Source organism: Duganella paludis, assembly GCF_054461335.1.
On the sequence record NZ_CM136922.1, the window covers coordinates 6,115,651 to 6,138,399 of the forward strand.

Here is a 22,749-nt window from a genome sequence, read left to right on the forward strand (position 1 = left end):
CCGATTTTACCGCGAGTCAATGTAGCTGCGCCATCCTCCATGGTGGGAGATATCCTCCGCGCCCTGCAGCGCCAGGGCGTCACAGGCAAAGCCCTGGACCGTCGCGCCGTCTTCCAACTTGATAGTCGCGATGCCCAGCGGCCACGGAATCAGCGCCACGAAACTGCCGTACTGGGCCGCCGGCATTTCCCAGACCTCGACGGCGATCGCGCTGCCTTGGCCGGGCGCCACGCGGACCATGCCGGGCTTGGGCGGCGTGGTGCCGGGCAGGGCGTACAGGCGGTATTCCGCTGCGGTGCGGGTGGCGGCCACCAGCGCCGCGCCGCGTTCGGTGAGTTGTCCGTTGAGCGGCATGCCCGACAGATGCGCGCCCACTACGGCGACGCGCACCATCGGCGTAGGCGCCGGGCTCTCCAGCAGCGCCATCGGCGCCGGCAGCGGCTGGCCTGTGGCGCCCATGGCCAGGCCGGTGGCATGGTGGTAGCGTTGCCCCAGATCGGCCAAGCGCAGGTCGGCGCCGCACGGGGCGATCAAGGTCACGCCGAACGGCAGGCCGTCGGCGCGTATGCTGCTCGGCACTGAAATGGCGGCGTAGTCCAGCAGGTTGACGAAGTTGGTGTAGGCGCCCAGGTTGCGGTTGAGCGCCACCGGATCGGCCTGCATCGCTTCGATGGTGTAGTGGGTGGGTGCGGTAGGCACCAGCAGCAGGTCGATATCGTTCCACATCGGCGCCACGCGCTGCGCCAGTGCGCGCAGGCGCAGTTGCGCATCGACCAGGTCGGCGGCGCTATAGCGGCGGCCGGCGGACAGGATGGTACGCACCGGCTCGACGATGTCGGCTTCATTCGTACCGACGAAGCCGCGCAGCGCCGCATAGCGCTCGGCCACCAGCGCGCTGTCGTACAACAGGCCGGCCGCTTCCGCCAGCGGCGCGTAGGCGATGCGGACCTGGACGCCGCCCAGCGCCGTCAAGCGCGCGACCGCTTCATCGAAGGCCGCCGCCGCTGCCGTATCGCCGAAGAAGTTCAGCACGTCCGGCACGCCGAAGCGGACGCGTGCGGGAAACGGCGTCTGATCCAGCTGCAAGCGGCGCGAGTACGGATCGGCGGCATCGTAGCCGTGCGCCGCTTTCAACACCTGCACCGCCGTGGCGACGGTGCGGGCGAAGATGGAGACGCAGTCGGCGCTGGGCGCGGCCGGCACCACGCCGCGTGCGCTCAGCAGCCCGCGCGACGGCTTGATGCCGACGATGTTGTTCAAGCCGGCCGGCACGCGGCCAGAGCCAGCGGTGTCCGTGCCGAGCGAAAAATCGACCTGCCCGGTGGCCACCGCGTAGGCCGAGCCGGAGCTGGAACCGCCGCTGACGTACAGTGGATTAAAGCTGTTGGGCACGGCGCCATACGGCGAGCGTGTGCCGTTCAAGCCGCACGCGAACTGGTCGAGGTTGGTCTTGCCGGCCACGCTGGCGCCGGCCGTCAGCAGCCGTTCCACCACGTGGGCGTGTTGCGCCGGCGTGTAGGCGTAAGCCGGGCAGGCTGCGGTGGTCGGCACGCCGGCCACGTCGATGTTGTCCTTGACGGCGAAACGCAGGCCGGCCAGCGGCAGCTTGACGGACGCGGGGGCGTCAGTGCCGAGCGGCGTGTCCAGCCGGGTAATCCATGCCGCCTGTGCGGTATTGGCGTGTTGTGTCATAAGAGGTCTCCGGTTCAGAAGCCGTAGCTGATGGCCGCCAACACCTGGTTTTTCTGGCGCACGCCGAAGCGGTTGTCGCCGCCTAGGATACCTTGCAGGTTCCAGGTGACGCCGGTTTCGCCGATCGGCTGGCTGACGCCGATAATCAGGTGGCGGAAGCCGCCCGAGCTGGGCGCACCGCCGGGCAGGCAACCGTTGTCGAAGAAGCTCTGGCCGGCCGCGCAGGCCACGCCCAGCGCGGTGTCGCGCGAGCCGAGGAATTTGCCTTGTTTCTGATACGTGTAGTAGCCGAGCGAGGCGCTCAGCGTCATCGCATACGGCAGGGGCTGGGCGAAGTTCAGTGTCCAGTAGGTATCGCCCTGGTTGCCCCAGATGACGTCGTTGAGCAGGGTCTGCGCGCCCAGCGTGAACTGGCCGTAGCCGACCGCCAGCTTGGTCTCCAGCGCATCCGAATGCTTGCCGTTCAGGTACACGTAGCCGGTGGCGCCGATGGTGTAGGTGAACTCGCCGGCCTTGCCGTTGTAGCCGCCGTACAGATCGTTCTCCACCGATTTCTTGCGCTGGAAGTCCATGATGTCGCGGTTGCTGTACGACTCGCCCAGGCGCTGGTAGGAGTAATTGACCATGCTGCCGAAGTAGCCGGCGTAGAAGCCCGATGGATGCGACCAGTCGGCGCCCCATTGCAGCGCGGCGCGGTCCGACTCCGGCGCGTCGGCGCCGGCATTGCCCAGCGGTGTGCCGGGTCCGTAGGTCTCGGTGATGCCGCGCAGGACGTAGCGGCTGACCAGGTCGACGTGGCCGGTCCAGCTGGGCGCATCGGCGGCATCGGCGGCGAAAGCGGCAGGGGTACAGGCGAGGGTAGCAGCAACGGTGGTGGCAACAGCGGTGGCAACAGCGATATGACGATGGAACATGGAGATCTCCTTTTAGTCTGCTACGTGAGGTTTGAAAATGGCGATGCGTTGGCCGGCGTTCACCGGCGTGCCCTTGGCCACCAGCCAGTCGGTCACCACGCCGGAGGCGCGCGCCCGGAGCGAAATTTCCATCTTCATGGATTCAAAGATGGCGATGGCGTCGCCGCTGACGAGCGCCTGGCCCGGTTCGGCGAGAATCTGCCAGACGCTGCCCGGCACTTCGGCGGTCAAGTATTCGCTGCCGTGCGGCAGTTCGGCGGCCGCGCCGTCGTCGGCCGCCGCTTCCTCGCCGACAAAGTCGGCCTGGCCGTTGGCGATCCAGCGTTCACGCTCGGCGTGGAAGGCCGCCTGCTGGCGTTCCTTGAACACGCCGATGGCGTCGTTCTCGCGCGCCAGGAAGCGGTTGTAGTCGGCCAGCGAGAAGGTGGTTTCCTCGATGCGGATGTCGAAGCGGCCCAGCGGGAAGTCCTGACGATGGCGCAGCAGCTGCTGTTCGCTGACTTCGTAGAAGCGGATCTGGTCGAACAGCCGCAGCAGCCATGGATGGCCGTCGCGGAAGCTGTCGGTCTGGCGATAGCGGTTCCACATCTGCACCGTGCGGCCGACGAACTGGTAGCCGCCGGGGCCTTCCATGCCATACACGCACATATAGGCGCCGCCGATGCCGACCGCGTTTTCCGGCGTCCAGGTGCGGGCCGGGTTGTACTTGGTGGTCACCAGGCGATGGCGTGGATCGACCGGCGTGGCTACCGGCGCACCCAGATACACGTCGCCCAGGCCCAGTACCATGTAGCTGGCGCCGAACACCACGTCGTACACGTCCTGTTCGCTGGCCAGGCCGTTGATGCGGCGGATGAATTCGATATTGCTCGGGCACCAGGGCGCGTCCGGCCGCACGGTGGTCTGGTATTTCTGGATCGCCAGCCGGGTTTGCGAGTCGTTCCACGCCAGCGGCAGGTGCACGATGCGCGACGGCACCACGATGGCGTCGACCGACGGCGCGTCGCGCTGCAGCGCGTCGATCAGGCGGATCAGCTCAGTCGGTGGCAGGCGCCGATGGTCGAAGTGGATCTGCAGCGAGCGGATGCCGGGCGTAAGGTCGATTACGCCGGGCAGGGCGGCTTGTTCGATGGCCTGCATCAGCGCGTGCACCTTGAAGCGCAGCGTGATGTCGAGGACCATGTCGCCGAATTCCGCCAGCAGGTAATCGTCGCCGGCGCGGCGGTACAGCACCGGCGTGCCGTCGCTGTAGATACCCTGGCCGGCGATGGCGGGGCAGGTGTCGCCTTCGGTGCTTTGTTGCGGCGCCAGCAGCGGTACGGGAGCGGCGGTGTTGTCGAAAGTGCTTTCCAGCGCCGTGCGCATGGCGGCCGCCTGGTCCGGCGTCACGCGGATAAAGCGCACCTTGTCGCCCGGCTTCAGCTGGCCCATCTTCCACAGGTCCGCTGAGACGATGACGGCGGGGCAGACGAAACCGCCCAGGCTGGGGCCGTCCGGGCCCAGGATCACCGGCATGTCGCCGGTGAAGTCGATCGAGCCGATGGCGTAGGCGTTGTCGTGGATGTTGGAGGGATGCAGGCCGGCCTCGCCGCCATCGGTGCGCGCCCAGCGCGGCTTGGGACCGTTCAGGCGCACGCCGGTGCGGCTGGAATTGAAGTGGACTTCCCAGTCGGTGCCGAAGAACATGGCGATGTCGTCGTCGGTGAAGAAGTCAGGGGCGCCGTGCGGCCCGTAATGCACCGCGATCTCCCAGCGGTGCCTGTATTGCGGCGCGTCGCTCGCCGCCAGCACGGCAGGCAGCGCCGGCAACGCCACCTGCGGCGCCGGTTGCACCGGCCGCACCGGCGTGGCATGGCTGCCGTGCAGCTTTAGCACATCGCCGCTGCGCAGCGCGCGGCCGCCGTGGCCGCCGAAGTTACCGAGTGTGAAGGTGGCGCGGCTGCCCAGGTATGCCGGCGTATCGAAACCGCCGCTGACGGCCAGGTAAGCGCGCAAGCCCGCGCCCTTGATGCCGGCCAGGCGCAAGGTATCCCCGGCCTGAACGCTATGCGCTTGCCAGTTTGCCAGCTGGCGCACGCCGTCGCTGCCGGTCAGCACGGCCTGCATGTCGGCGCCGCTCAGCGCGATCTGGCTGGTGCAGTTGAAGCGCAGCGTCGCGCCCTGCAAAGTCATCTCCATGCTGGCTGCCGCCACGTCATTACCCAGCAAATGGTTGGCGTAGCGGTGCGCATACGCATCCATCGGCCCCGAAGGCGGAATGCCCACCGCCCACAGCCCAACGCGGCCCGGATAGTCCTGCAAGGTGGTTTGAATGCCGCCATCCAGCACGTCGATGGTGCGCGGCTGGTACGGCATGGCCGCCAAAAACTGCGTGGTCTGCCGGCCCTGCTCGAACAATGGATAGGCCAGGATGGTGCCGAGATAAGCCAGATTGGTCTCGATGCCGTCGATGCGCGTGTCATCCAGCGCCGTGCGCAGCGTGGCAATGGACGCCTCGCGCGTGTCGCTCTTCACCAGCAGCTTGGCCACCAGCGGATCGTAATACGGGCTGACGGTGACGCCGCGTTCGACCCAGGTGTCCACGCGCAGCTGCGGCGCGAAACGCACTTCGGTCAACACGCCGGACGATGGCTGGAAATTCTTGGCCGGATCTTCGGCATAGACGCGCAACTGCATCGCATGGCCGCCGCTGCGCAAGCTGTCCTGCGGCGGCAGCTCGAAGCCGTCGCCGGCCGCGCATATCATCCACTCGACCAGGTCGACGCCGAACACCAGCTCCGTCACGCCGTGTTCCACCTGCAAACGGGTATTCACTTCCAGGAAGTAGAATTCGCCGCTGTCGGCATCCAGCACATATTCCACCGTGCCGGCGGACAGATAGCTGATGGAGCGCGCCAGCCGCACGGCGGTATCGGCCAGCGCCGCGCGGGTGGCCTCGCTCAATCCCGGCGCCGGCGTTTCCTCGATCACTTTCTGATGACGGCGCTGCACCGAGCAATCGCGCTCGCCGAGCGACACCACATTGCCACGCCCGTCGCCAAAGATCTGCACCTCCACGTGGCGCGCATGGCGGACGAATTTTTCCAGATACATGCCGCTGTTCTTGAAGTTATTCTCGGACAGGTGCTTCACCGAGGCGTAGGCCGACTTCAGCTCCTCCACGTCGGCGCACAGGCGCATGCCAATGCCGCCGCCGCCGGCGGTACTTTTCAGCATGACCGGATAGCCGATGGCGGCCGCCTGGTCCAGCGCCGCGCTCAGGTCCGGCAGCAGGCCGGTGCCGGGCAGCAGCGGCACCTGCGCCTGCTGGGCCAGCGCGCGCGCCGTGTGTTTCAGGCCGAACTCGCGCATCTGGCTGGGTCGCGGTCCGATGAAGCTGATGCCGGCGTCGGCGCAGGCTTCGGCAAAACCGGCGTTCTCACTCATGAAACCGTAGCCTGGATGGATTGCTTGCGCACCGGTGCTGCGCGCGGCCGCCAGCACCGCGTCGGCGTTCAGGTAACTGTCGCTGGCGGCCGCCGGTCCCACGCACACCGCTTCATCCGCCAGGCGCACGTGCAGCGATTCCAGGTCCGCCTCGGAATAGATGGCGACGGTCTTGATGCCCATCTTGCGCGCCGTGCGGATGACGCGGCAGGCGATCTCGCCACGGTTGGCGATCAATATCTTGGTGAACATCGGTTATCCCTCCCAGATCACGAAGCGCACGGGCGTCGGGTTGTAGGCGTTGCAGGGGTTGTTCAGCTGCGGGCAGTTGGACACCAGCACCAGCACGTCCATCTCGGCGCGCATTTCGACGTACTTGCCGGGCGCGGACAGGCCGTCCTCGAAGGTCAGGCCGCCTTCCGGCGTAACCGGCACGTTCATGAAGAAGTTGATGTTGGGCGCCAGGTCGCGCTTGCCCATGCCGCAGTCGAGCCGCGCCAGCGCCAGCAGGAAATTATCGCGGCAGCTGTGCATATACTTCTTGTCCGCCGCGTAGCGCACGCTGTTGCTCTCGGCGGCGCAGGCGCCGCCCAGCGTATCGTGGCGGCCGCAGGTATCGGCGACGATGGTCAGCATGGCGTTGCCGCGATTCGAGCGCAGCACCGAGCCGGCGCCGAGGTAGATGCCTCCCTGGCGCTGCACGGTGTCGGCCGCGCTGTAGCTTTCCGAGGTGTCGTGGGCGTTGTAGAACAGCGTGTCGACCGCCTGGTTGCCTTCCAGGTCGATGATGCGGAAGATCTGGCCGCGCTTGATGGTGTGCGTCCACGGTTCGCCGGCGGCGTGCACGTGGTCGAAGACGGCGTGGGCGGGATCGAGGGTGCTGGTGTGCAGTGCTTGCATGGTGGTTTCCTAGCGGTAGGCGAGTTCGGTGTTGGCATAGCCGCGCTGGTTTTCAGCGCAGGACAGGCGGCAGTGGTCGGCGGGACCGGCCACGCCCGAATGCCAGGCGACGATGGCGACGCCGCCCGGTGCATACATCGGCGACGGCGACAAGGGATGCGGCGCGGTCGATAGCACCACCAAGGTGTCCATCTCGAAGCGCAGCTCGACATAGCCGCCGGCGCTGGAGTGGTCCGGCGCGTACTGGAAGCGTCCGTCCTGGTCCACGCCGACTTTCGAGAACAGGTTCAGGCTGGGCATCAGGTCGCGCCAGCCCAGGCCCCATTTACCCAGTTCGACCAACAGGCTGTCCTTGGCGTTGCGGTACATGCCGTTGCGTAGTTCCTGGTAGCGCCCCTCGCCGTATTTTTCCCGGACCTGGGCGGCGTCGGAAAAGCCGCACAGCGGATCGTGCCAGCCGACCGTGTCGCTGGTGATGGCGGCCAGGATGCGGCCCATGTCCGAGTACAGCACATGGCCGGTGGTGAGGTGGGCGGTATGCTGGGCTTTCAGCGTGTCCGGCAGGTTGAGACGCTCCAGCCGCTCGTCGGCGCGGTACAGCAGCAGCGACAGGTTGGCGCCGCCTTGCAGGTCGATGAAGCGCAGCGTGGTGCCGCGCTGGACGCGGAACGACAGGTGGCTGCCGCCGGGCACGTCTTCGCTCCACAGCAGGCTGGCCAGGTCGATGTGCGGGGTTTTAATTTCCATGATGATGCTCCGTCAGTTTTTTGAGTTGTTCAAGATCGGTCTTCATGCCGGAGGTTTCGCGGATGCGGTCGAGGATCTGGCGTTTCAGTTCGGTGAACTCGGGCGCCAGCTTCAGATCCTGGTGGCGCTCGGCGCCGAACGGCACCTCGAACACGGAGTCGACGCGGCCGGGGCGCGGCGCCATCACCACCACGCGCTGTCCCAGGTAAATCGCTTCCTCGACGTCGTGGGTGACGAAGACCACGGTGGTTTTTTCCAGCAGGTAGAGGTAGCGCATCAGGTCGTGCATGACTTCGCGCGTCTGCGCATCGAGCGCGCCGAAGGGCTCGTCCATCAGCAGCACGTCGGGCCGCACCATGAGCGCGCGGGCGATGGCCACGCGCTGCTGCATGCCGCCCGACAGTTCCGAGGGATAGGCGTTGCGCACGTGCTCCAGCCCCATCAGCGAGATCAGGGCGTCGGCCCGGCCCGAGGCGCGCTCGACGTCGGCCGAGGTGGTGTCCTTGCGGTGGAACTTCAGCTTGCGGCAGAAGCGGATATTGCCGGCCACGGTCAGCCATGGATACAGGCTGTAGCTCTGGAACACCATGGCGCGATCCGGTCCCGGTCCATCGACTGGCTTGCCGTTGCAGCTGATGCTGCCCACCGCGTATTCCTCCAGACCGCCCAGGGTGCGCAGCAGGGTCGACTTGCCGCAGCCCGAAGCGCCGACCAGCGTGACGAATTCACCGGCGGCGATGTCGAGGTCGATATTGCTCAGCGCCTGGGTGCGGCGCGCGCCGTGGCCGTAGTGCTTGTCCAGTGCGCGGATGCTGATTTTGTTGGCGTTGTTGTTCATGGTTCAGGTCCGCAGGTGATGCCAGTGGAAGGCGCGCCGATGCAGCCAGCGGAAGGCTTGGTCGGTCAGCAGGCCCGCCAGGCCGATCAGCAGGATGCCGGCGAAGATCTTGTCGGTCTGCAGGAAACGCTGCGCCTTGAGGATGGAGAAGCCCAGGCCGGAATTGGCCGCCACCAGTTCCGCCACCACCAGGTAGGTCCACGACAGGCCCATCATGGCGCGCAGCGTGTCGAACATGGCGGGCCAGGCGGCCGGTATCAGCACGTGCTGGATGACTTCCTCGTTGGTGGCGCCCATGGTCCGTGCCGCTTCGATCGGCGCCGACGGAATGCGCATGATGTCGCCGGCGATCAGCAGGATCATCTGGCAGAAGGTGCCGATGAAAATCACCGCCACCTTGGCGCTTTCGTCGATGCCGACCCACAGCATGATCAGCGGGATGAAGGCCACCGCCGGCAAATAGCGGCTGAAGTCGATCACCGGTTCCAGCAGCGCGCGCGCCGGTGGAAAGGCGCCCAGCAGCACGCCCAGCGGCAGGGCGAACAGCACGGACAACGCGAAGCCGCCATACACCCGGGCGATGCTGATGCCGACGTCGCCCAGCAGGTCGTCTTCCAGCGCCCAGCCGTGCGCGCTGGCCGCCACCTGCCGTATGGTGGGCAGGAACACGGCGTCGACCCAGCCGTTGCTGGAGATGGCGATCCAGAGGACGCAGGGCAGCAGGAAGCCCAGCGCGGCCAGCGTCATCAGGGAGCCGGCGGGCAGTTCGCCGCCCACCGCCCACGGCGAGCGCCGGTTGCGCACGCGCGGGGGCGCCTCCGCTGCAGCGGGATGGTCGTTCATATTCGACATGGGAACCTCTTATTTTTTCTGGGCGTCGAGCAGCAGGGAGTTGTCGATGCCGGCGGCGAAATCGACCTTGCCTTCCACCAGCTTGTTCGCGCTGAGGAACTGGTGGATGGCGGGGCCGACCGCCGTCAGGGACTTGGGATTGGCCGGGTCCATCGCCTCCAGGTTGTCGGCCGCGTTGAAGAAACGCGTGCCGGGCATGAACACCTGGTACTCGGCCGGCTTCATGCTGACCACCTTGGACATGATCTTCAGCGCCTCGGCCGGCTGGGTGCGGATGAATTCCTCGGTGTCGAACCAGGCCTTGATCATGCCCACCAGTTCGGCGCGCTTGGCCTTGTTGGACAGCGCGTTCTCGTGCGCCACCAGCAGGTCCGGCACCAGCCCCGGCATGTCCTTGGAGGTGAACAGGGCGCGGCCCTTGCCGCTGGTTTCAATCCGCGACACCCACGGATTCCACACCACGGCGGCATCGGTGCGGCCCGACATGAAGGCGGCGGCCGCATCGCCGGCGGACAGGTTGACGATCTTGACGTCGCGGATCGACAGGCCGTTGCGGTTCAAGGCGTTGGCCAGCACGAAGTGCGAAATGCTAAATTGCTCCAGCGCGATCGACTTGCCCTTGAGGTCGGCGATGCTGCGGATTTTCGGCCCGACCATCAGGGCGTCGTTGCCGGCCGAGTTGTCGTTGACCAGGATGGTCTTGAGCTTGATCTTCTTGGCCAGCGGCGTCATGGTGTCGGACCAGGTTTGCGAATTGGCGTCCAGCTGGCCGGTGGAGAGCGCGGAGATGGAATCGCTATAGTTGGCAAACCAGACCAGCTTGACCTTGGCGCCGTGCGCGGTGAAGAAGCCTTTTTGATCGGCCACGTACCAGGCCACCCAGCCCGGCCAATCGGAGACGCCCACCTTCACTTCGGCGCTTGCCGGTGCAAGCGAACCGATGGTCAATGCTGCGCACAGAAGGGAAGAGACGACGTTGCGCAGAACGCGCGGAGAAAAGCGATATCGCATGAGCATACCTCCGAAGAAAATTAAAAGGACGAGAGGCGAGCATCACATTGCTAGTGTGACGACCTCCCGGGCTTTTATCCCTCCGTGGAGCTCCGAACCAAACTGCGTTCGAAGCCGGATGCTCTCGGTCCAGACATCGCGACTGCGATCGGAACCCTAGCGTCCATGCTCAAGAAGCGCTTACTGGCAAATTCTGCCGCGCCTCTCGCTTGCTTTTTATTAAGCAGATTGCGTGCCAGACGGAAGACCGCGATTTTGCGTGCTGGTGGCGCGCTGGCGGCAGACAGCGGCGCAATATGCCGCGCTGACGCGCACCGTATGCGTGCATTGCGCACCGTGCGGGTGCGCCAGGCAACGATCAGCCTTACAGCGTCCGCCAGTTAAAACGCACGCCGTCGCTGCCGTCGGGGATGGGGCCGGGACTGTCGGCGATCAGCGCGCCGGTTTGCGGATGGATGCGCAGGTAGAAATTGGTCTGCAGCGATAGCAGCAGCAGTTCGCCGGTCGGTGTTTCCATCCACTGGAAGCTTTGCGCCAGGCCGGGCCGGGTGACCTGCAGCGTGGCGCCGCCATCCGGGCCGACGCTCAGGAAGCTGTCGCCGGCTTGCAGGGCGACGCGGCCCAGGCCCAGCTCGCGCACCGTGAAGTTGAGCGGCTGCGCCGGCGCGCGGCCGACGGCGGCGCGCAACTGGATGGCTTGTTCATAAGGGATAGGCCGCATCAGGCCGCGCGGATGGGGCTGCTGGACCTCGATGCTGTCGAAGTCGGCCGCGCCGCCGTTCTGGTTGCCGGTGTTGTAGTTGAACAGCGCGTAACGCACGCCCTGGAAGGTGGTCAGCTGGAAGATCATGGTGAACGGCTCGCCGATGCTCTGGTAGTTACGGCCGTCGGTGGAATAGCTGAAGCGCGCCTTCTCGGTCAGGAAATCGCATTCGGCGCGCAGCCACAGGCGCGTGGCCTTGACCGCCACGCGCACGGTGCGGTTGCGGGCCTGGTCGAAAAGGGCCAGCGACAGCTTGCCGTCGCTGCGCTCCACTCCCAGCGCGGCGTAGGGCAGGTTGAGCAGGGCCAGGCCGGCGACGTCGTTGTCCTGCAGTCCCGCCGCATCCAGCACCACCGTGGGGGAGGACATCGGCCCGATGGCGCGCTGGGTCAGCGTATTGCGCGCTTCCCAGAACGAGGCCGCAGGCATGGAGCGCAGGCGCAGGAAACCGGGCCGCTCGCTGAGCGACCAGCGGTCCTCGACCGGCACGTGGTTCCATTGCCAGAGCGGCTTGAGCGCCGGTTCGGAAAAATCGTCGTCGCGTTCGAACGGCACTTTCACCTGCTGCCGTTCCGCCGTGCGCGGCTTGACCCAGGTACGCGGATTGCGTCCCGGATTGCCGGGCAGGCCGAAGTAGGGCCAGCCGTCTTTCCAGGTGACCGGCGCCAGGCTGAGGAGGCGGCCGACCGAGTTATAGTCCATCATCGAAAAGCCCCACCATTCGCCGGCCTCGGTCAGCACGATGCCGCCCTGGTGCATGGCGGTGCCGTCGCGCGAGGCCGGATTCGGTGGGCTCACATCGAACGGATATTCCTTGTTGTTCAAGCGGTAGCCGCGCACCAGGCCGAAGCCTTCGTCCTTGCTGATGGCCTGATTGACTTCGTACGGCCCGTACACGTTGTCGGCGCGCGCCGCCGGCATGCGGAACCCGCCGGCGTAGTTGGCGCTGAGGATGAAGTATCTGCCGCCGATCTTGTAGAAGTGCGCGCCTTCGCCCATGCCGTCGGTTTTTGAGAACAGCACTTTCTCGGTGCCGGGCACGATGTCCAGCAAGTCGTCGGTGAGCTGGGCGATGTGCATGTCCTGGTGACCCCAGACGGCATAGGCCTTGTTGTCGTCATCGAACAGCACCGACAGGTCGTGCAGGCTGCGCTTCATTTCCCAATGCGCCCACGGCCCGCGCGGATTGATGGCGGAGTAGACTTGCGTGGCGCGTCCGTTCACATTGGTGAAGATGTAGAACACGCCGTTGCGGTAGCGCAGGCTCGGCGCCCAGATGCCCTGGCCGTAAATGTTCTTGCCGCCTTCAAGCCGGTAGGCCGGGCCGAAGTCGAGGCGGTCGGCGGCGTAGCTGAGGAACTCCCAGTTGACCATGTCCTTGGAGCGCAGCAGCGGCAGGCCGGGCATGGCGTGCATGGTGGTGCCGGTGAGGTAGAACCATTCGTTCACGCGGATCAGGTCAGGATCGGAGAACTCGTCGTAGAACAGGGGATTGGTGAAAGTGCCGTCGCCGTTGTCCGGCGTCCAGGTACGGACCGGCGGCTCGGCTTGCGCCGGCGCCGTGAGCAACACCGTAATGAGGGCAACCATCATCGCCACCTGGATTTTCATCGCATCTCCCGTTATTTGGCTTGCAGCGTCACGGTGGCCGGCGTCAAGCCCTCCGCCGTGGCGCGCACCACGATGCTACCGGATTGTCCCCGCTTGGCCCGCACAATCGCCAGGCACAGGCCGTTGAACGCGGCACGTTCCGGCGACCGGAACGATTCCATATTGGTCGGGTCGCCGTTGTCGGTGGCCACCAGTTCGCCGGGGCCTTCGACCGTAAAGCGGATGCGCTGGTCGGCGCGCGGTGCGGTCACGCCGTTGGCGTCGGTCACCCGCACGCTGATGAAGGACAGGTCGCGGCCATCTGCGGCGATGACGTTGCGGTCGGCGCCGGCCTGCACCACGGCCGCCGCCTGCGCGGTCTTCACCGAGGAGCGCGCCCATTCCTTGCCGTCCTTGTAGGCTACCACGCTGATCTCGCCCGGCTCGTACACCACGTAATCCCAGCGCAGGCGGTATTCGTAGGGCGCCTTCTTGATGCGTCCCTGCGATTTGCCGTTGACGAACAGCTCCGCCTCGTCGCCGGAGGTGAACAGGTGTACCGGCGTGACCTGGCCCACGCGCTCCGGCCAGCTCCAATGCGGCAGCAGGTGCGCCAGCGGCAGATCCGGCCGCCAGCGCGACTGGTACAGATAGTAGCGGTCCTTGGGGAAGCCGGCCAGGTCGATGATGCCGGAGTAGGAACTGCGCGCGCCGTAGTAGGGCGTGGGCTCGCCCAGATAGTCCCAGCCGGTCCAGACGAATTCGCCCGCCACGTAGGGGTTCTGGTCCTGCGCCGCCCAGGAGCGGTCGGCCGAGGTGCCGAAATCGGCGGCGAACAATTCATAGGAACTGACGTGCTGGCGTTGTGGATCGCCGCCCACGCCGGGCCGCACAGGCGCGCTGTTCACGCCCGGCACCGGGAACTGGTATTCGCCACGGCTGCTAAGCGCCGAAGCGCTTTCGGTCGACACGATCATCTTGTCCGGGAGCTTCTGGTGGAAGGCCGGGAACTGGCCGGGAAATGCGCGAATGCCAGCGCCTTGATAATTCAGGCCGATGATGTCCAGCGTGGCCGGCATCGGCATGTCGGCCTTGGCGTAGTTCATGGCGTTGGTGACGGGACGCGTGGGATCTTCGCGATGCGCGATCTCCACCAGCTTGGCGCTGAGGGCCGCACCGGCGTCGCCGGCGTACTGTTCGCCCACCTCATTCCCCACGCTCCAGATAATCACCGACGGATGATTGCGGTCGCGCCGCAGCATGGCGCGCAAATCGCGCTCGTGCCACTCGGGGAAGATCTGGTGGAAGTCCTGGTCGGTCTTCTTGCGCTCCCACGAATCGAACACTTCGTCCAGCACCAGGATGCCCATGCGGTCGGTCAGTTCCAGCAGTTCCGGCGCGGGCGGGTTGTGGCTCGTGCGCACGGCGTTGGCGCCCATGGTTTGCAGGATCTGCAACTGGCGTTCGGCGGCGCGCATGTTGAAGGCGGCGCCCAGCGCGCCGAGATCGTGATGGTTGTTGACGCCGTTGATCATGATCTTCTCGCCGTTGACGAACAGCCCGCGCTCCGCATCGAAGCGCAACGAACGGATGCCGAACGGCGTTTCGTAGCTGTCCACGGTCTTGCCATCGCGGCTGACGGTGGTGACGGCGAGGTAGCGGTGCGGACGCTGTTGCGGCAGCGGTCCCCACAGGCGCGGTTGCGTGATGCGCGCGGCAGCGTTGACCGTGGCGCTGGAGCGTGCCGCAACAGTCACGCGCTGCGCCGGCAGCGTGGCGACCGCGCTGCCGGTGCGCTTGCCGTCATCGTCCAGGGCGTACAGGCGGGTGGTGATTTCCGTCGTGGCGGCGCTGCCGCCGTCGTTGTCCACGGTGACGGCGAGTTCAACCTGCGCCGCTTCGCGTGAGACTTCCGGGGTGCGCACCACCGTGCCCCAATGTGCCACGTGCACCGGATCGCTGACGGTGAGCCAGACGTTGCGATACAGGCCGGCGCCCGGATACCAGCGCGCCGAGTCGGGCGGATTGTCGAGCCGGATCGCCAGCCGGTTGGCGCCGCCCGGTTTGGCGTATGGCGTCAGGTCGAGGCGGAAGGAGTTGTAGCCGTAGGGCCAGGAGCCGACCAGCTTGTCGTTGAGCCATACGCTGGCGTGCGACATGGCGCCGTCGATGTCGAGGAAGATGGACTTGCCCTTGTCGCCGGCCGGAATAGCGATGTCCTTGCGATACCACACCGGTCCCCAAGTGGTGAGCCGGCCCATGCCGCCGTGCGGCCCGCTGGTCAGGAACGGGCCTTCGATGGCCCAGTCGTGCGGCAGCGTGACGGCGCGTTGCGGGCCGGCTTCGACACCCGGTGCGGTGCTGTCGTCGCGCTGGAAGCGCCAGCCGTCGTTGATGGATTGGCGGCCGGCGTGGGCGCAAACGGGAAGCAGGGCGAGGGCGAGCGAGCCCGCGACTAGCCATCGATGGATGCGGTAGGTCTTCAACGTGTCTCCTTTTTATTGAATTTATGATAGCGCAATCATTACGAGTTGTCAGTTAAAATGGTTACGCCTATCAACCATGGAAGAAAAGATGCCAGCACCCCCAGTCACATTGATCGACGTCGCCAAGGCGGCTGGCGTGTCGCCGATTACCGTCTCGCGCGCGCTCAATGAGCCGCAGCTGGTGCGGCCGGTGACGCTGGCCAAGGTGCAGGAGGCGGTCAAGCGCACCGGTTACGTGAAGAACATGCTGGCCGGCGGGCTGGCGTCGAGCCGCAGCAAACTGGTGGCGCTGGTGCTGCCGACCATCTCGACGCAGACCTTCGCCGACATGGTGCAGGGCGCAACCGACCGCCTGACGGCCGCCGGTTACCAGCTGCTGCTCGGTATCGTGGGTTATGAAACCTGGCGCGAGGAAGTGCTGGTCGAGACGATCCTGAGCCGGCGTCCGGACGGCGTGATCCTCACCGGCTCACTCCACACCGACAATACGCGTCAACGCCTGCTGCAAATCGGCACACCTGTGGTGGAAACCTGGGACATGACGCCGCATCCCATCGACATGGTGATCGGCTTCTCGCACGAGGAAGTCGGCCGCGCCTGCGCCAGGCATTTGCTGGCGCAGGGCTATCGCCGCTTCGGCATGCTGACCGCCAGCGATCCGCGCGCCGGCCAGCGCACGCAAGGCTTCCAGGCCGAGCTGGCGCAGTACGGCGTGACCGTGGTCAGTGCGCGCCAGGTGCCGGCGCCGGGCGCCTTGCCGCAGGGCCGTCTTGGCGCCATCGCGCTGCTGGATGAACATCCGGAGCTTGACGCGATCTACTGCAGTTCGGACACGCTGGCCCACGGCGTCCTGATTGAAGCGCAAAGCCGTGGCCTGCGGGTGCCGCAGGATCTGGCCATCATGGGCTTCGGCGATTTGAATTTTTCCGAGTACACGAATCCGCCGCTGTCCACCGTCAAGGTTGACGGCGCGAAGATCGGCGCGATGTCGGCGCAGGCCTTGCTTGACCGCCTGGGCGGCGACCTGACCGCCGCGCGCATCGTCAACACCGGCTTCGAACTGATGCAGCGCGGCAGTACCTAGAGTTCCGGCAGCCGGCCGCGCAGGTCGGCGGCGCGTTCGCGCAATGCGGCCAGCGCGCCTGCATCCATGCGCCGCAGCTGCTGGTAGACCATGCCGAGACGGTGGTTGCCGGCCAGTTGATCGCGATTGCGGTCGAAGAAATCCCAGTACAGCGCGTTGTACGGGCAGGCGCGTTCGCCCAGCCTGGCCTTCTTGTCGTAGTGGCAGCCCTTGCAATAATCGCTCATGCGGTCGATGTAGGCGGCGCTGGAGACATAAGGCTTGGTGGCCAGCAGGCCGCCATCGGCATACTGGCTCATGCCCAGCGTGTTCGGCAACTCCACCCATTCGAAGGCGTCGATGTAGACGCCCAGATACCAGCGATGCAGTTCCTGCGGCGACAGCCCCGCCAGCAGCGAGAAATTCCCGATCACCATCAGCCGGTTGATATGGTGGCTGTGCGCGTGCTCCAGCGATTGGCCGATAGCAGCGGCGACGCAGCGCATGCGCGTGCGGCCATCCCAGAACCACGACGGCAAAGGCGAGTGGTGGTCGAATGCATTCAACTCGTCGTAGCCAGGCATGCGGTGCCAATACACGCCGCGCACGTACTCGCGCCAGCCGAGGATCTGGCGGATAAAGCCTTCGGCCGATGCCAGCGGCACGGCGCCTTCGCCGAGCGCCGCTTCCACGCGCGCCACCACGGTGCGCGGCGATAGCATCTTGACGTTCATGGCGAACGACAGCAGCGAGTGGAACAGGCGCCAGGCCTTGACGCTCATCGCATCCTGGAAGCGGCCGAAGTGGGGCAGTGCCTGCTCCACGAAGCGCTCCAGCTGCTGCAAGGCTTCCTCCTGATTCAGCGGCCATGCGAACTGCGACGCGTTGGCCTCGCCGAAGCTGGCGGCACCGGAGGCCTGGATGGTTGCCCACAGCGCGCTGTGATCGTGACGGCCGCGCAGGTCGGCCGGTTCCCAGGGTATGCCGGGCCATGCTTCGCGGTTGTCCTGGTCGAAGTTCCATTGGCCGCCTGCGGGCTTGCCGGTGGCGGACATCAGCACGCCGTGGCGGGTGCGCATGCGGCGGTAGAACTGCTCCATCAGCCAGTGCTCTTTGCCGGCGAAGATCTTTGCCGCTTCGTCGCGGGAGGTGTAGAAATGTTCGGTGTCGTCCATTTCGGCCGGGATCGACAGGCCGGTGGCGTAGGCGGCCAGTTGCTGGTCCAGCCGCCATTCGTCGGGAGCCTGCCAGGCGAATTCAGTGGCGCTATAGTGCGCCAGCAGTTCATCCAGGTTGGCGGGGATGGCGTGGCGGTTGGCGGGATCGTCGATGGTCAGGTAGTGCACGCGGTGGCCGCCGTCGCGCAGGCGCTGCGCGAAGTCGCGCATGGCGGCGAAGATGGCGATGATCTTCTGCGCGTGGTGCAGCACGTAGTCGGTTTCCTGACGCACTTCCATCATCACGAATACCACGTTGTCATGCGGCGCAGAGAACCAGCTGTGTTGCGGGTTGAGCTGGTCTCCGAGGACTAGCTTGAGTTTCATTTCGCCAGCGGTGCGGAGACGCCGTCCACGCCCACCAATCCGAGGATAGTCAGCATCACGTTCTGCGGGCCGGTATGGGCATTGCGCGCCGACCACCACTCGAGTTTTTCCGAGTGGTAGCCGCCGGAGCTGCCGCCGCCGGACATGGTAATCGCCGGCACGCCGAGGCTCATTGGCAGGTTGGCGTCGGTGGAGTGCGCGCTGTCCAGTAGCGCCGGGCGGCCTTGCACCGTGGCCGCCGCCAGCGCGGTCTTGACGATGAGCGCGTCCTTGCCCATCTGGCCGGCCGGGCGGTCGCCGATCAGCGTCAGCTCGGCGGAGATGGCGTTGGTGGCGCTGGCGTTCCAGCGCTGGTTGGTGTCGGCCACGCCTTGCTGGATGGCGTTCTTGATTTGCTGCTCGACCTTGGCCAGCACCGCCGCATCGGCGGAGCGGATATCGATCAGCATCGAGCTTTCGGCGGAAATGCTGTTCACCGATTGACCGCCTTGCACCACGCCGACATTGAACGTTACCTTGGGTTGCGACGGGACGCGGATATCGTCGATGCGGGCGATGACGCGGCCGGCGGCGTGCACCGCCGACGGCAGGCCGAAGCCTTCGTAGCTATGGCCGCCGGGGCCGCGTATGGTGGCCTTGAAGCGGCGGCTGCCGGTGCCGATGTAGGTGACCGGATCGCCGTCCGCGCCCAGCGCCGGTTCCAGGCCGACGAAAGCCTTGATGTCCTTGCGTTGGCTGAACAGATGCTTCACACCTTTCAGGTCGCCCAGTCCTTCCTCGCCGACGTTGGCGACGAACAGCACGTCGCCCACGGTACGGATGCGCGCGTCGCGCAGGGCGTGGGCCACGGCCAGCATGGCGGCCAGGGAGCGGGCGTTGTCGGCGATGCCGGGCGAGTAGTAGCGGCCATCCTTTTCGCGTACGGTCAGGTCGGTGCCGGCCGGGTACACCGTGTCCAGGTGTGCGGCCAGCACCACGAGCGGGCCTTTGCCGCTGCCACGATACATGCCCAGCACATTGCCGGCGCCGTCCAGTTGCACGTCTTGCAGGCCGGCGGCTTTCAGGCGTTCCGCATAATCGCGGGCGCGTACACCTTCAGCGAAGGTGGGGGCGGGAATGGCGTTGATGGCCAGCGTGTTGGCGGTGGTGGTGGCTTCGTTCTTTTCGAGGTAGGCCAGCGCCTGTTTCACGGCCGGCTGCGCGGCGATGCGCGCCATGTCCTGTTCCTGTGCGTGGGCTGGCAAGGCAGCGTAGGCTGCGCCGATGGCGAGGCTGAGTAGCAAGTGCTTCATGGTGCTCCGGAGGTTGGGGAGAGGCCGGCGATCAGGGCCTGGAGCGCGTCCACGTCCACCGGTTTGACGAAATAATGATCGAAGCCGGCTGCGTGCGCAAGTTCACGGTCTTCGCGGCGGCCGTAGCCGGTGACCGCCACCAGGGTGGCGTGCTGCGTCTGCGGCAGCGCGCGCAGGCCGCGCGCCAGGTCATAGCCGCTGAGGTCCGGCAGGCCGATGTCGAGTAGGCACAGTTGCGGTGACTTGGCCTGCGCCAGTTCCAGCGCTTCCAGCGCCGTATGCGCCGCGCTGACGTAGTGGCCGCTGCCTTCGAGCAGCAGTTGCAGCGTTTGCGCGGCATCGAAGTTGTCGTCCACCACGAGGACGCGCAAGCTGGGCGCGGGAGCGGCGCCGGCCCCCGTCGGCGTGCCATGCGGCGTAATGTGCGACGTGTTTTGCGACGTAATGTACTGCGCCGTGTGCAGCGCTGCCTGCTGCGCCGACGCCAGCTGCGCGGACGGCGGCTCCAGTGGCTCCAACGGCGCGATGGCGGGCAGGGTGATCGTGAACGTGGTGCCTTGCTGGTCGCCGTCGCTGTCCACGGCTACGCAGCCGCCGTGCAGCTCCACCAACGACTTCACGAGCGCCAGGCCGAGTCCCAGCCCGCCTTGCGAGCGGTCCGAGTTGCGGTCGGCCTGCGCGAACAATTCAAACACATGGCTGCGCAGTTCCGGCGACATGCCGATGCCGTTGTCGCTGACCACCAGCTTCACGTTGCCGCCATCGCCGTGCGCGGTCAGCTTGATGGCGCCGCCCGCAGGCGTGTATTTGGTGGCGTTGTTGAGCACATTGGCCAGCACCTGCACCAGCCGCTTGTGATCGCCGTTGACGGCCAGCGGATAGGACGGCAGCACCACGTCAAAATGATGCTGACGCGAGCGGATCAGCGGTTCGACCTGTTCCACCGCATCGGCCACGATCTTCTTGACGTCGAGCGGCGCGCGGGTGAGCGTGATCAGCCCGCGCGTCACGCGCGAAACGTCCAGCAAGTCGTCCACCAGCCGCGTCATGTGATGCACCTGGCGCACGATGATGCCGGCCGTGCGCTTGACCGCCGTTTCGTTGGCGTGACCGCTCTGCAGCAGCTGCGCGCCGGCGCTGATCGGCGCCAGCGGGTTGCGCAGTTCGTGGGCCAGCATGGCGAGGAATTCATCCTTGCGGCGGTCGGCGTCGCGCAGCTGGCTTTCGGCCTTCAGGTGCTGCTGTTCCTTCTCCTGCAGCGCCTCGGCCATGGCGTCCAGAGCGCGCGCCAGTTCGCTGATTTCTTCCTTGCCGTAGGTGATGCCGCTGCGCGCCTCCAGCGTGCCGGAGGCGATGCGGTTGGCGGTCGTGGCCAGCAGCTTCACGCGGCGCAGCACCAGCACGTCGCCGACGAACCACGCGGCCAGCAGCGCCAGGCCGATCGTCGCGGCCAGGGCCAACAGGTCCAGCATCTGGTCATGGCGCGCACTGGCGGTGATTTCGTCGGCCGGGATGCCGATGGTGACGGTGTAATCGGACAGGCCGTTGTTGCCGACGCGGGCGAAGCGGTGCAGACGCTCGACGCCGTCCGGGCCGGTCAGCAGCACCGGCTTGCCCGGTTCGGCCGCCATGGCGTTGCGCATTTCGGGCGATACCATCTTGCCGAACCAATCCTGGGGGGCGGGCTTGCGCGAGATGATCTTGCCTTCGGAGTCGGTGGTCAGCAGCAGGGAGCCGGGCGGCAGCTGGATGTCGGCCACAAAGCGGTCCAGCCGGGTCAGGTCGAGCGCGGCGAAGACCACGGCCTGCACCCGTTCCTCGTCGTCCAGCACCGGATACGTGAGGTTGACGGTGTGCTTCTGGATGACGCGGCCGAACACGTAGCCGCCGGCCACGAAGCGGCGCAGGTGGACGGCGCGGCGGAAGTGGGAGCGGTCGGCCAGGTTGACGGGCGCCTTCGATGGCACCGCGCTGCAGGTGACGTCGCCGTTGAGCTGGATCAGGCCGAGGTTGACGTAGTCGGGATTCTGGCGCTGGATATTCGCCAGCAGCCGGCTGCACTGGGCCTGGTCGCCCAGCAGGTCCGGGATGCTGGCCAGGTCGCGCAGGATCTGACGTGCGCCGGCTATCGACTGCGCCTCGTTGGCGGCCGCCAGATTGGTCAGGCGCTGCAGGTTGTCTTCTGCGGTTTCGACCGCGTGGGCGCGTTCGCGCGCGCCGTTGACGAAGGTCATCACCGTGATCGGCGCGATGGCCAGCAATACCAGCAGCACGAGTCGGCTGCGCAGGCTATTGAGCTGGAAAAGCAAGAAGGCCATGCGCGTGGGTTGATTCTTTGGAGAAAAGTTTATTTTACTTTAAATCACTCGATGCGCAAGGGAATACCCTGGGCAATCGTGCGCTCCCGGCGGTGGCTCTGGTATCCTACTGGAGTTAACTAACGAGGATTTTATGCAGTTTACAAGAAAAGCAGTTTGCCAGGCGCTTGCGCTGGCCTTTATCGGCGCTCTGGGCGCCGCCACCGCGCAGGCGGAAGACATCATCAAGATCGGTCACGTTGCCGCTACCTCCGGCCCGATCGCCCACCTGGGCAAGGACAATGAAAACGGTGCGCGCATGGCGGTCGAGCAGCTTAACGCCAAGGGTGTGGTCATCGGCGGCAAGAAGTACAAGATCGTGATGCAGGCCGAAGACGACGCTGCCGATCCGAAGCAGGCCACCACGGTCGCGCAGAAGCTGGTGGACGCCAAGGTGCAGGGCGTGATCGGTCACGAAACCTCGGGCACGTCGATTCCGGCCTCGCGCATTTATTACGACGCCGGCATCCCGCAGATCACGCCGTCGGCCAGTTCGCCGCAGTACACGCGCCAGCGCTACAACACCACCTTCCGCAACATCGCCAACGACGAGCAGCTCGGTCCTGCGCTGGCGCGCTACGCCATGCAGAACATGCAGGCCAAGCGCATCGCGGTGGTGGACGACCGCACGGCCTACGGCAAAGGTCTGGTCGATGAATTCAGCAAGACGGTCAAGCGCAGCGGCGCGGCCAGCGGTGCGAGCATCGTCTCGACCCAGTACACCAACGACAAGGCCACCGACATGACGGCCATCCTGACCGCCATCAAGGCCACCAAGCCGGACCTGATCTTCTTCGGCGGCATGGACGCCGTGGCCGCGCCGATGCTGCGCCAGATGAAGCAGTTGGGCTTCCCGATCAAGTTCATGGGGGGCGACGGCATGTGCTCCGACTCGGTGCCGCGTCTGGCGGGCGAGGGCATGAGCGATGGTCAGGTGATTTGCGCGGAGGCGGGCGGGGTCGAGCCGTCGCAGGAAAAAGGCATGGCCGACTTCCGCATGGCGTACAAGAAGAAGTACGGCATCGAAGTGCAGACCTACGCGCCGTACACCTACGACGCGCTGATGACCATGGTGGCGGCGATGCAGCAGGCGGGTTCGCCCGATCCGGTGAAGTATCTGCCGGTGCTGGCCAAGATCAAATACAAGGGGGTGACCGGCACCATCGCCTTCGACGCCCGTGGCGACGTGCAGGACGGCGTGCTCACCATCTTCACCTTCAAAGATGGCAAGCGCCAGAAGCTGACTGTGATGAAGTAATCGTCCTGCTGCCAGG

15 protein-coding genes and 1 riboswitch are annotated in these 22,749 nt (G+C 66.1%); of the genes, 2 read left to right on the forward strand and 13 right to left on the reverse strand.

What is annotated here, in order from left to right; translation table 11 throughout:
* Positions 1 to 6: 6 nt before the first annotated feature.
* From atzF to galB, 10 genes are all read right to left on the reverse strand, one after another.
* Positions 7 to 1,692, reverse strand: coding sequence for an allophanate hydrolase (atzF, locus tag ACXZ1M_RS27010; RefSeq protein WP_459050678.1), 1,686 nt, complete (start codon positions 1,690 to 1,692; stop codon positions 7 to 9).
* Between the two features lie 14 nt (positions 1,693 to 1,706).
* Positions 1,707 to 2,606, reverse strand: a complete 900-nt coding sequence (locus ACXZ1M_RS27015) for a TorF family putative porin (protein WP_459050679.1) — start codon at positions 2,604 to 2,606, stop codon at positions 1,707 to 1,709.
* 12 nt (positions 2,607 to 2,618) lie between these two features.
* On the reverse strand, positions 2,619 to 6,284 hold the full coding sequence (gene uca, locus ACXZ1M_RS27020; RefSeq protein ID WP_459050680.1) for an urea carboxylase: 3,666 nt from the start codon (positions 6,282 to 6,284) through the stop codon (positions 2,619 to 2,621).
* Between the two features lie 3 nt (positions 6,285 to 6,287).
* On the reverse strand, positions 6,288 to 6,932 hold the full coding sequence (locus ACXZ1M_RS27025) for an urea amidolyase associated protein UAAP2 (protein WP_459050681.1): 645 nt from the start codon (positions 6,930 to 6,932) through the stop codon (positions 6,288 to 6,290).
* Between the two features lie 9 nt (positions 6,933 to 6,941).
* Positions 6,942 to 7,679, reverse strand: a complete 738-nt coding sequence (locus ACXZ1M_RS27030; protein ID WP_459050682.1) for an urea amidolyase associated protein UAAP1 — start codon at positions 7,677 to 7,679, stop codon at positions 6,942 to 6,944.
* Positions 7,669 to 8,517 (reverse strand): ABC transporter ATP-binding protein, encoded by an 849-nt coding sequence (locus ACXZ1M_RS27035; protein ID WP_459050683.1) that lies wholly within the window; start codon positions 8,515 to 8,517, stop codon positions 7,669 to 7,671. Before ACXZ1M_RS27035 ends, ACXZ1M_RS27030 begins: the two co-directional genes overlap by 11 nt.
* Positions 8,518 to 8,520: 3 nt before the next feature.
* A complete protein-coding gene (locus tag ACXZ1M_RS27040; RefSeq protein ID WP_459050684.1) occupies positions 8,521 to 9,369 on the reverse strand; it encodes an ABC transporter permease in 849 nt (282 codons plus the stop codon).
* Positions 9,370 to 9,378: 9 nt separating this feature from the next.
* Positions 9,379 to 10,380 carry an ABC transporter substrate-binding protein gene (locus ACXZ1M_RS27045; protein ID WP_459050685.1) on the reverse strand — a complete coding sequence of 334 codons (1,002 nt, stop codon included), beginning with the start codon at positions 10,378 to 10,380 and terminating at the stop codon, positions 9,379 to 9,381.
* Between the two features lie 61 nt (positions 10,381 to 10,441).
* A riboswitch (guanidine-I (ykkC/yxkD leader) is annotated at positions 10,442 to 10,551 on the reverse strand.
* Positions 10,552 to 10,744: 193 nt separating this feature from the next.
* Positions 10,745 to 12,754: a beta-xylosidase family glycoside hydrolase gene (locus tag ACXZ1M_RS27050; protein ID WP_459050686.1), complete on the reverse strand. Its 2,010-nt coding sequence runs from the start codon at positions 12,752 to 12,754 to the stop codon at positions 10,745 to 10,747.
* 11 nt (positions 12,755 to 12,765) lie between these two features.
* Positions 12,766 to 15,219 carry a beta-galactosidase GalB gene (gene galB / locus ACXZ1M_RS27055; RefSeq protein WP_459050687.1) on the reverse strand — a complete coding sequence of 818 codons (2,454 nt, stop codon included), beginning with the start codon at positions 15,217 to 15,219 and terminating at the stop codon, positions 12,766 to 12,768.
* A gap of 88 nt (positions 15,220 to 15,307) precedes the next feature.
* Here galB and ACXZ1M_RS27060 point away from each other — a divergent pair, with 88 nt between their 5' ends.
* Entirely contained in the window at positions 15,308 to 16,303 is a 996-nt protein-coding gene (locus ACXZ1M_RS27060) for a LacI family DNA-binding transcriptional regulator (RefSeq protein ID WP_459050688.1), read from the forward strand.
* Here ACXZ1M_RS27060 and ACXZ1M_RS27065 read toward each other — a convergent pair.
* Genes ACXZ1M_RS27065 through ACXZ1M_RS27075 form a run of 3 tightly spaced genes read right to left on the reverse strand, consistent with a single transcriptional unit; the run spans position 16,300 to position 21,436 of the window.
* On the reverse strand, positions 16,300 to 17,826 hold the full coding sequence (locus ACXZ1M_RS27065; RefSeq protein ID WP_459050689.1) for a cryptochrome/photolyase family protein: 1,527 nt from the start codon (positions 17,824 to 17,826) through the stop codon (positions 16,300 to 16,302). The genes ACXZ1M_RS27060 and ACXZ1M_RS27065 overlap by 4 nt on opposite strands.
* Positions 17,823 to 19,118: a M20/M25/M40 family metallo-hydrolase gene (locus ACXZ1M_RS27070; RefSeq protein WP_459050690.1), complete on the reverse strand. Its 1,296-nt coding sequence runs from the start codon at positions 19,116 to 19,118 to the stop codon at positions 17,823 to 17,825. Before ACXZ1M_RS27070 ends, ACXZ1M_RS27065 begins: the two co-directional genes overlap by 4 nt.
* Positions 19,115 to 21,436 (reverse strand): hybrid sensor histidine kinase/response regulator, encoded by a 2,322-nt coding sequence (locus tag ACXZ1M_RS27075; protein WP_459050691.1) that lies wholly within the window; start codon positions 21,434 to 21,436, stop codon positions 19,115 to 19,117. Before ACXZ1M_RS27075 ends, ACXZ1M_RS27070 begins: the two co-directional genes overlap by 4 nt.
* Before the next feature lie 133 nt (positions 21,437 to 21,569).
* On the opposite strand from ACXZ1M_RS27075, the gene ACXZ1M_RS27080 reads away from it, so the two are divergent.
* Positions 21,570 to 22,733, forward strand: a complete 1,164-nt coding sequence (locus ACXZ1M_RS27080) for a branched-chain amino acid ABC transporter substrate-binding protein (protein ID WP_459050692.1) — start codon at positions 21,570 to 21,572, stop codon at positions 22,731 to 22,733.
* Positions 22,734 to 22,749 lie beyond the last annotated feature (16 nt).

Bases quoted from the DNA above. Each gene is read 5' to 3' on its own strand.
- atzF (WP_459050678.1), bottom strand. From the start codon at position 1,692: ATGACACAACACGCCAATACCGCACAGGCGGCATGGATTACCCGGCTG.
- ACXZ1M_RS27015 (WP_459050679.1), bottom strand. From the start codon at position 2,606: ATGTTCCATCGTCATATCGCTGTTGCCACCGCTGTTGCCACCACCGTT.
- uca (WP_459050680.1), bottom strand. From the start codon at position 6,284: ATGTTCACCAAGATATTGATCGCCAACCGTGGCGAGATCGCCTGCCGC.
- ACXZ1M_RS27025 (WP_459050681.1), bottom strand. From the start codon at position 6,932: ATGCAAGCACTGCACACCAGCACCCTCGATCCCGCCCACGCCGTCTTC.
- ACXZ1M_RS27030 (WP_459050682.1), bottom strand. From the start codon at position 7,679: ATGGAAATTAAAACCCCGCACATCGACCTGGCCAGCCTGCTGTGGAGC.
- ACXZ1M_RS27035 (WP_459050683.1), bottom strand. From the start codon at position 8,517: ATGAACAACAACGCCAACAAAATCAGCATCCGCGCACTGGACAAGCAC.
- ACXZ1M_RS27040 (WP_459050684.1), bottom strand. From the start codon at position 9,369: ATGTCGAATATGAACGACCATCCCGCTGCAGCGGAGGCGCCCCCGCGC.
- ACXZ1M_RS27045 (WP_459050685.1), bottom strand. From the start codon at position 10,380: ATGCGATATCGCTTTTCTCCGCGCGTTCTGCGCAACGTCGTCTCTTCC.
- ACXZ1M_RS27050 (WP_459050686.1), bottom strand. From the start codon at position 12,754: ATGAAAATCCAGGTGGCGATGATGGTTGCCCTCATTACGGTGTTGCTC.
- ACXZ1M_RS27060 (WP_459050688.1), top strand. From the start codon at position 15,308: ATGCCAGCACCCCCAGTCACATTGATCGACGTCGCCAAGGCGGCTGGC.
- ACXZ1M_RS27065 (WP_459050689.1), bottom strand. From the start codon at position 17,826: ATGAAACTCAAGCTAGTCCTCGGAGACCAGCTCAACCCGCAACACAGC.
- ACXZ1M_RS27070 (WP_459050690.1), bottom strand. From the start codon at position 19,118: ATGAAGCACTTGCTACTCAGCCTCGCCATCGGCGCAGCCTACGCTGCC.
- ACXZ1M_RS27075 (WP_459050691.1), bottom strand. From the start codon at position 21,436: ATGGCCTTCTTGCTTTTCCAGCTCAATAGCCTGCGCAGCCGACTCGTG.
- ACXZ1M_RS27080 (WP_459050692.1), top strand. From the start codon at position 21,570: ATGCAGTTTACAAGAAAAGCAGTTTGCCAGGCGCTTGCGCTGGCCTTT.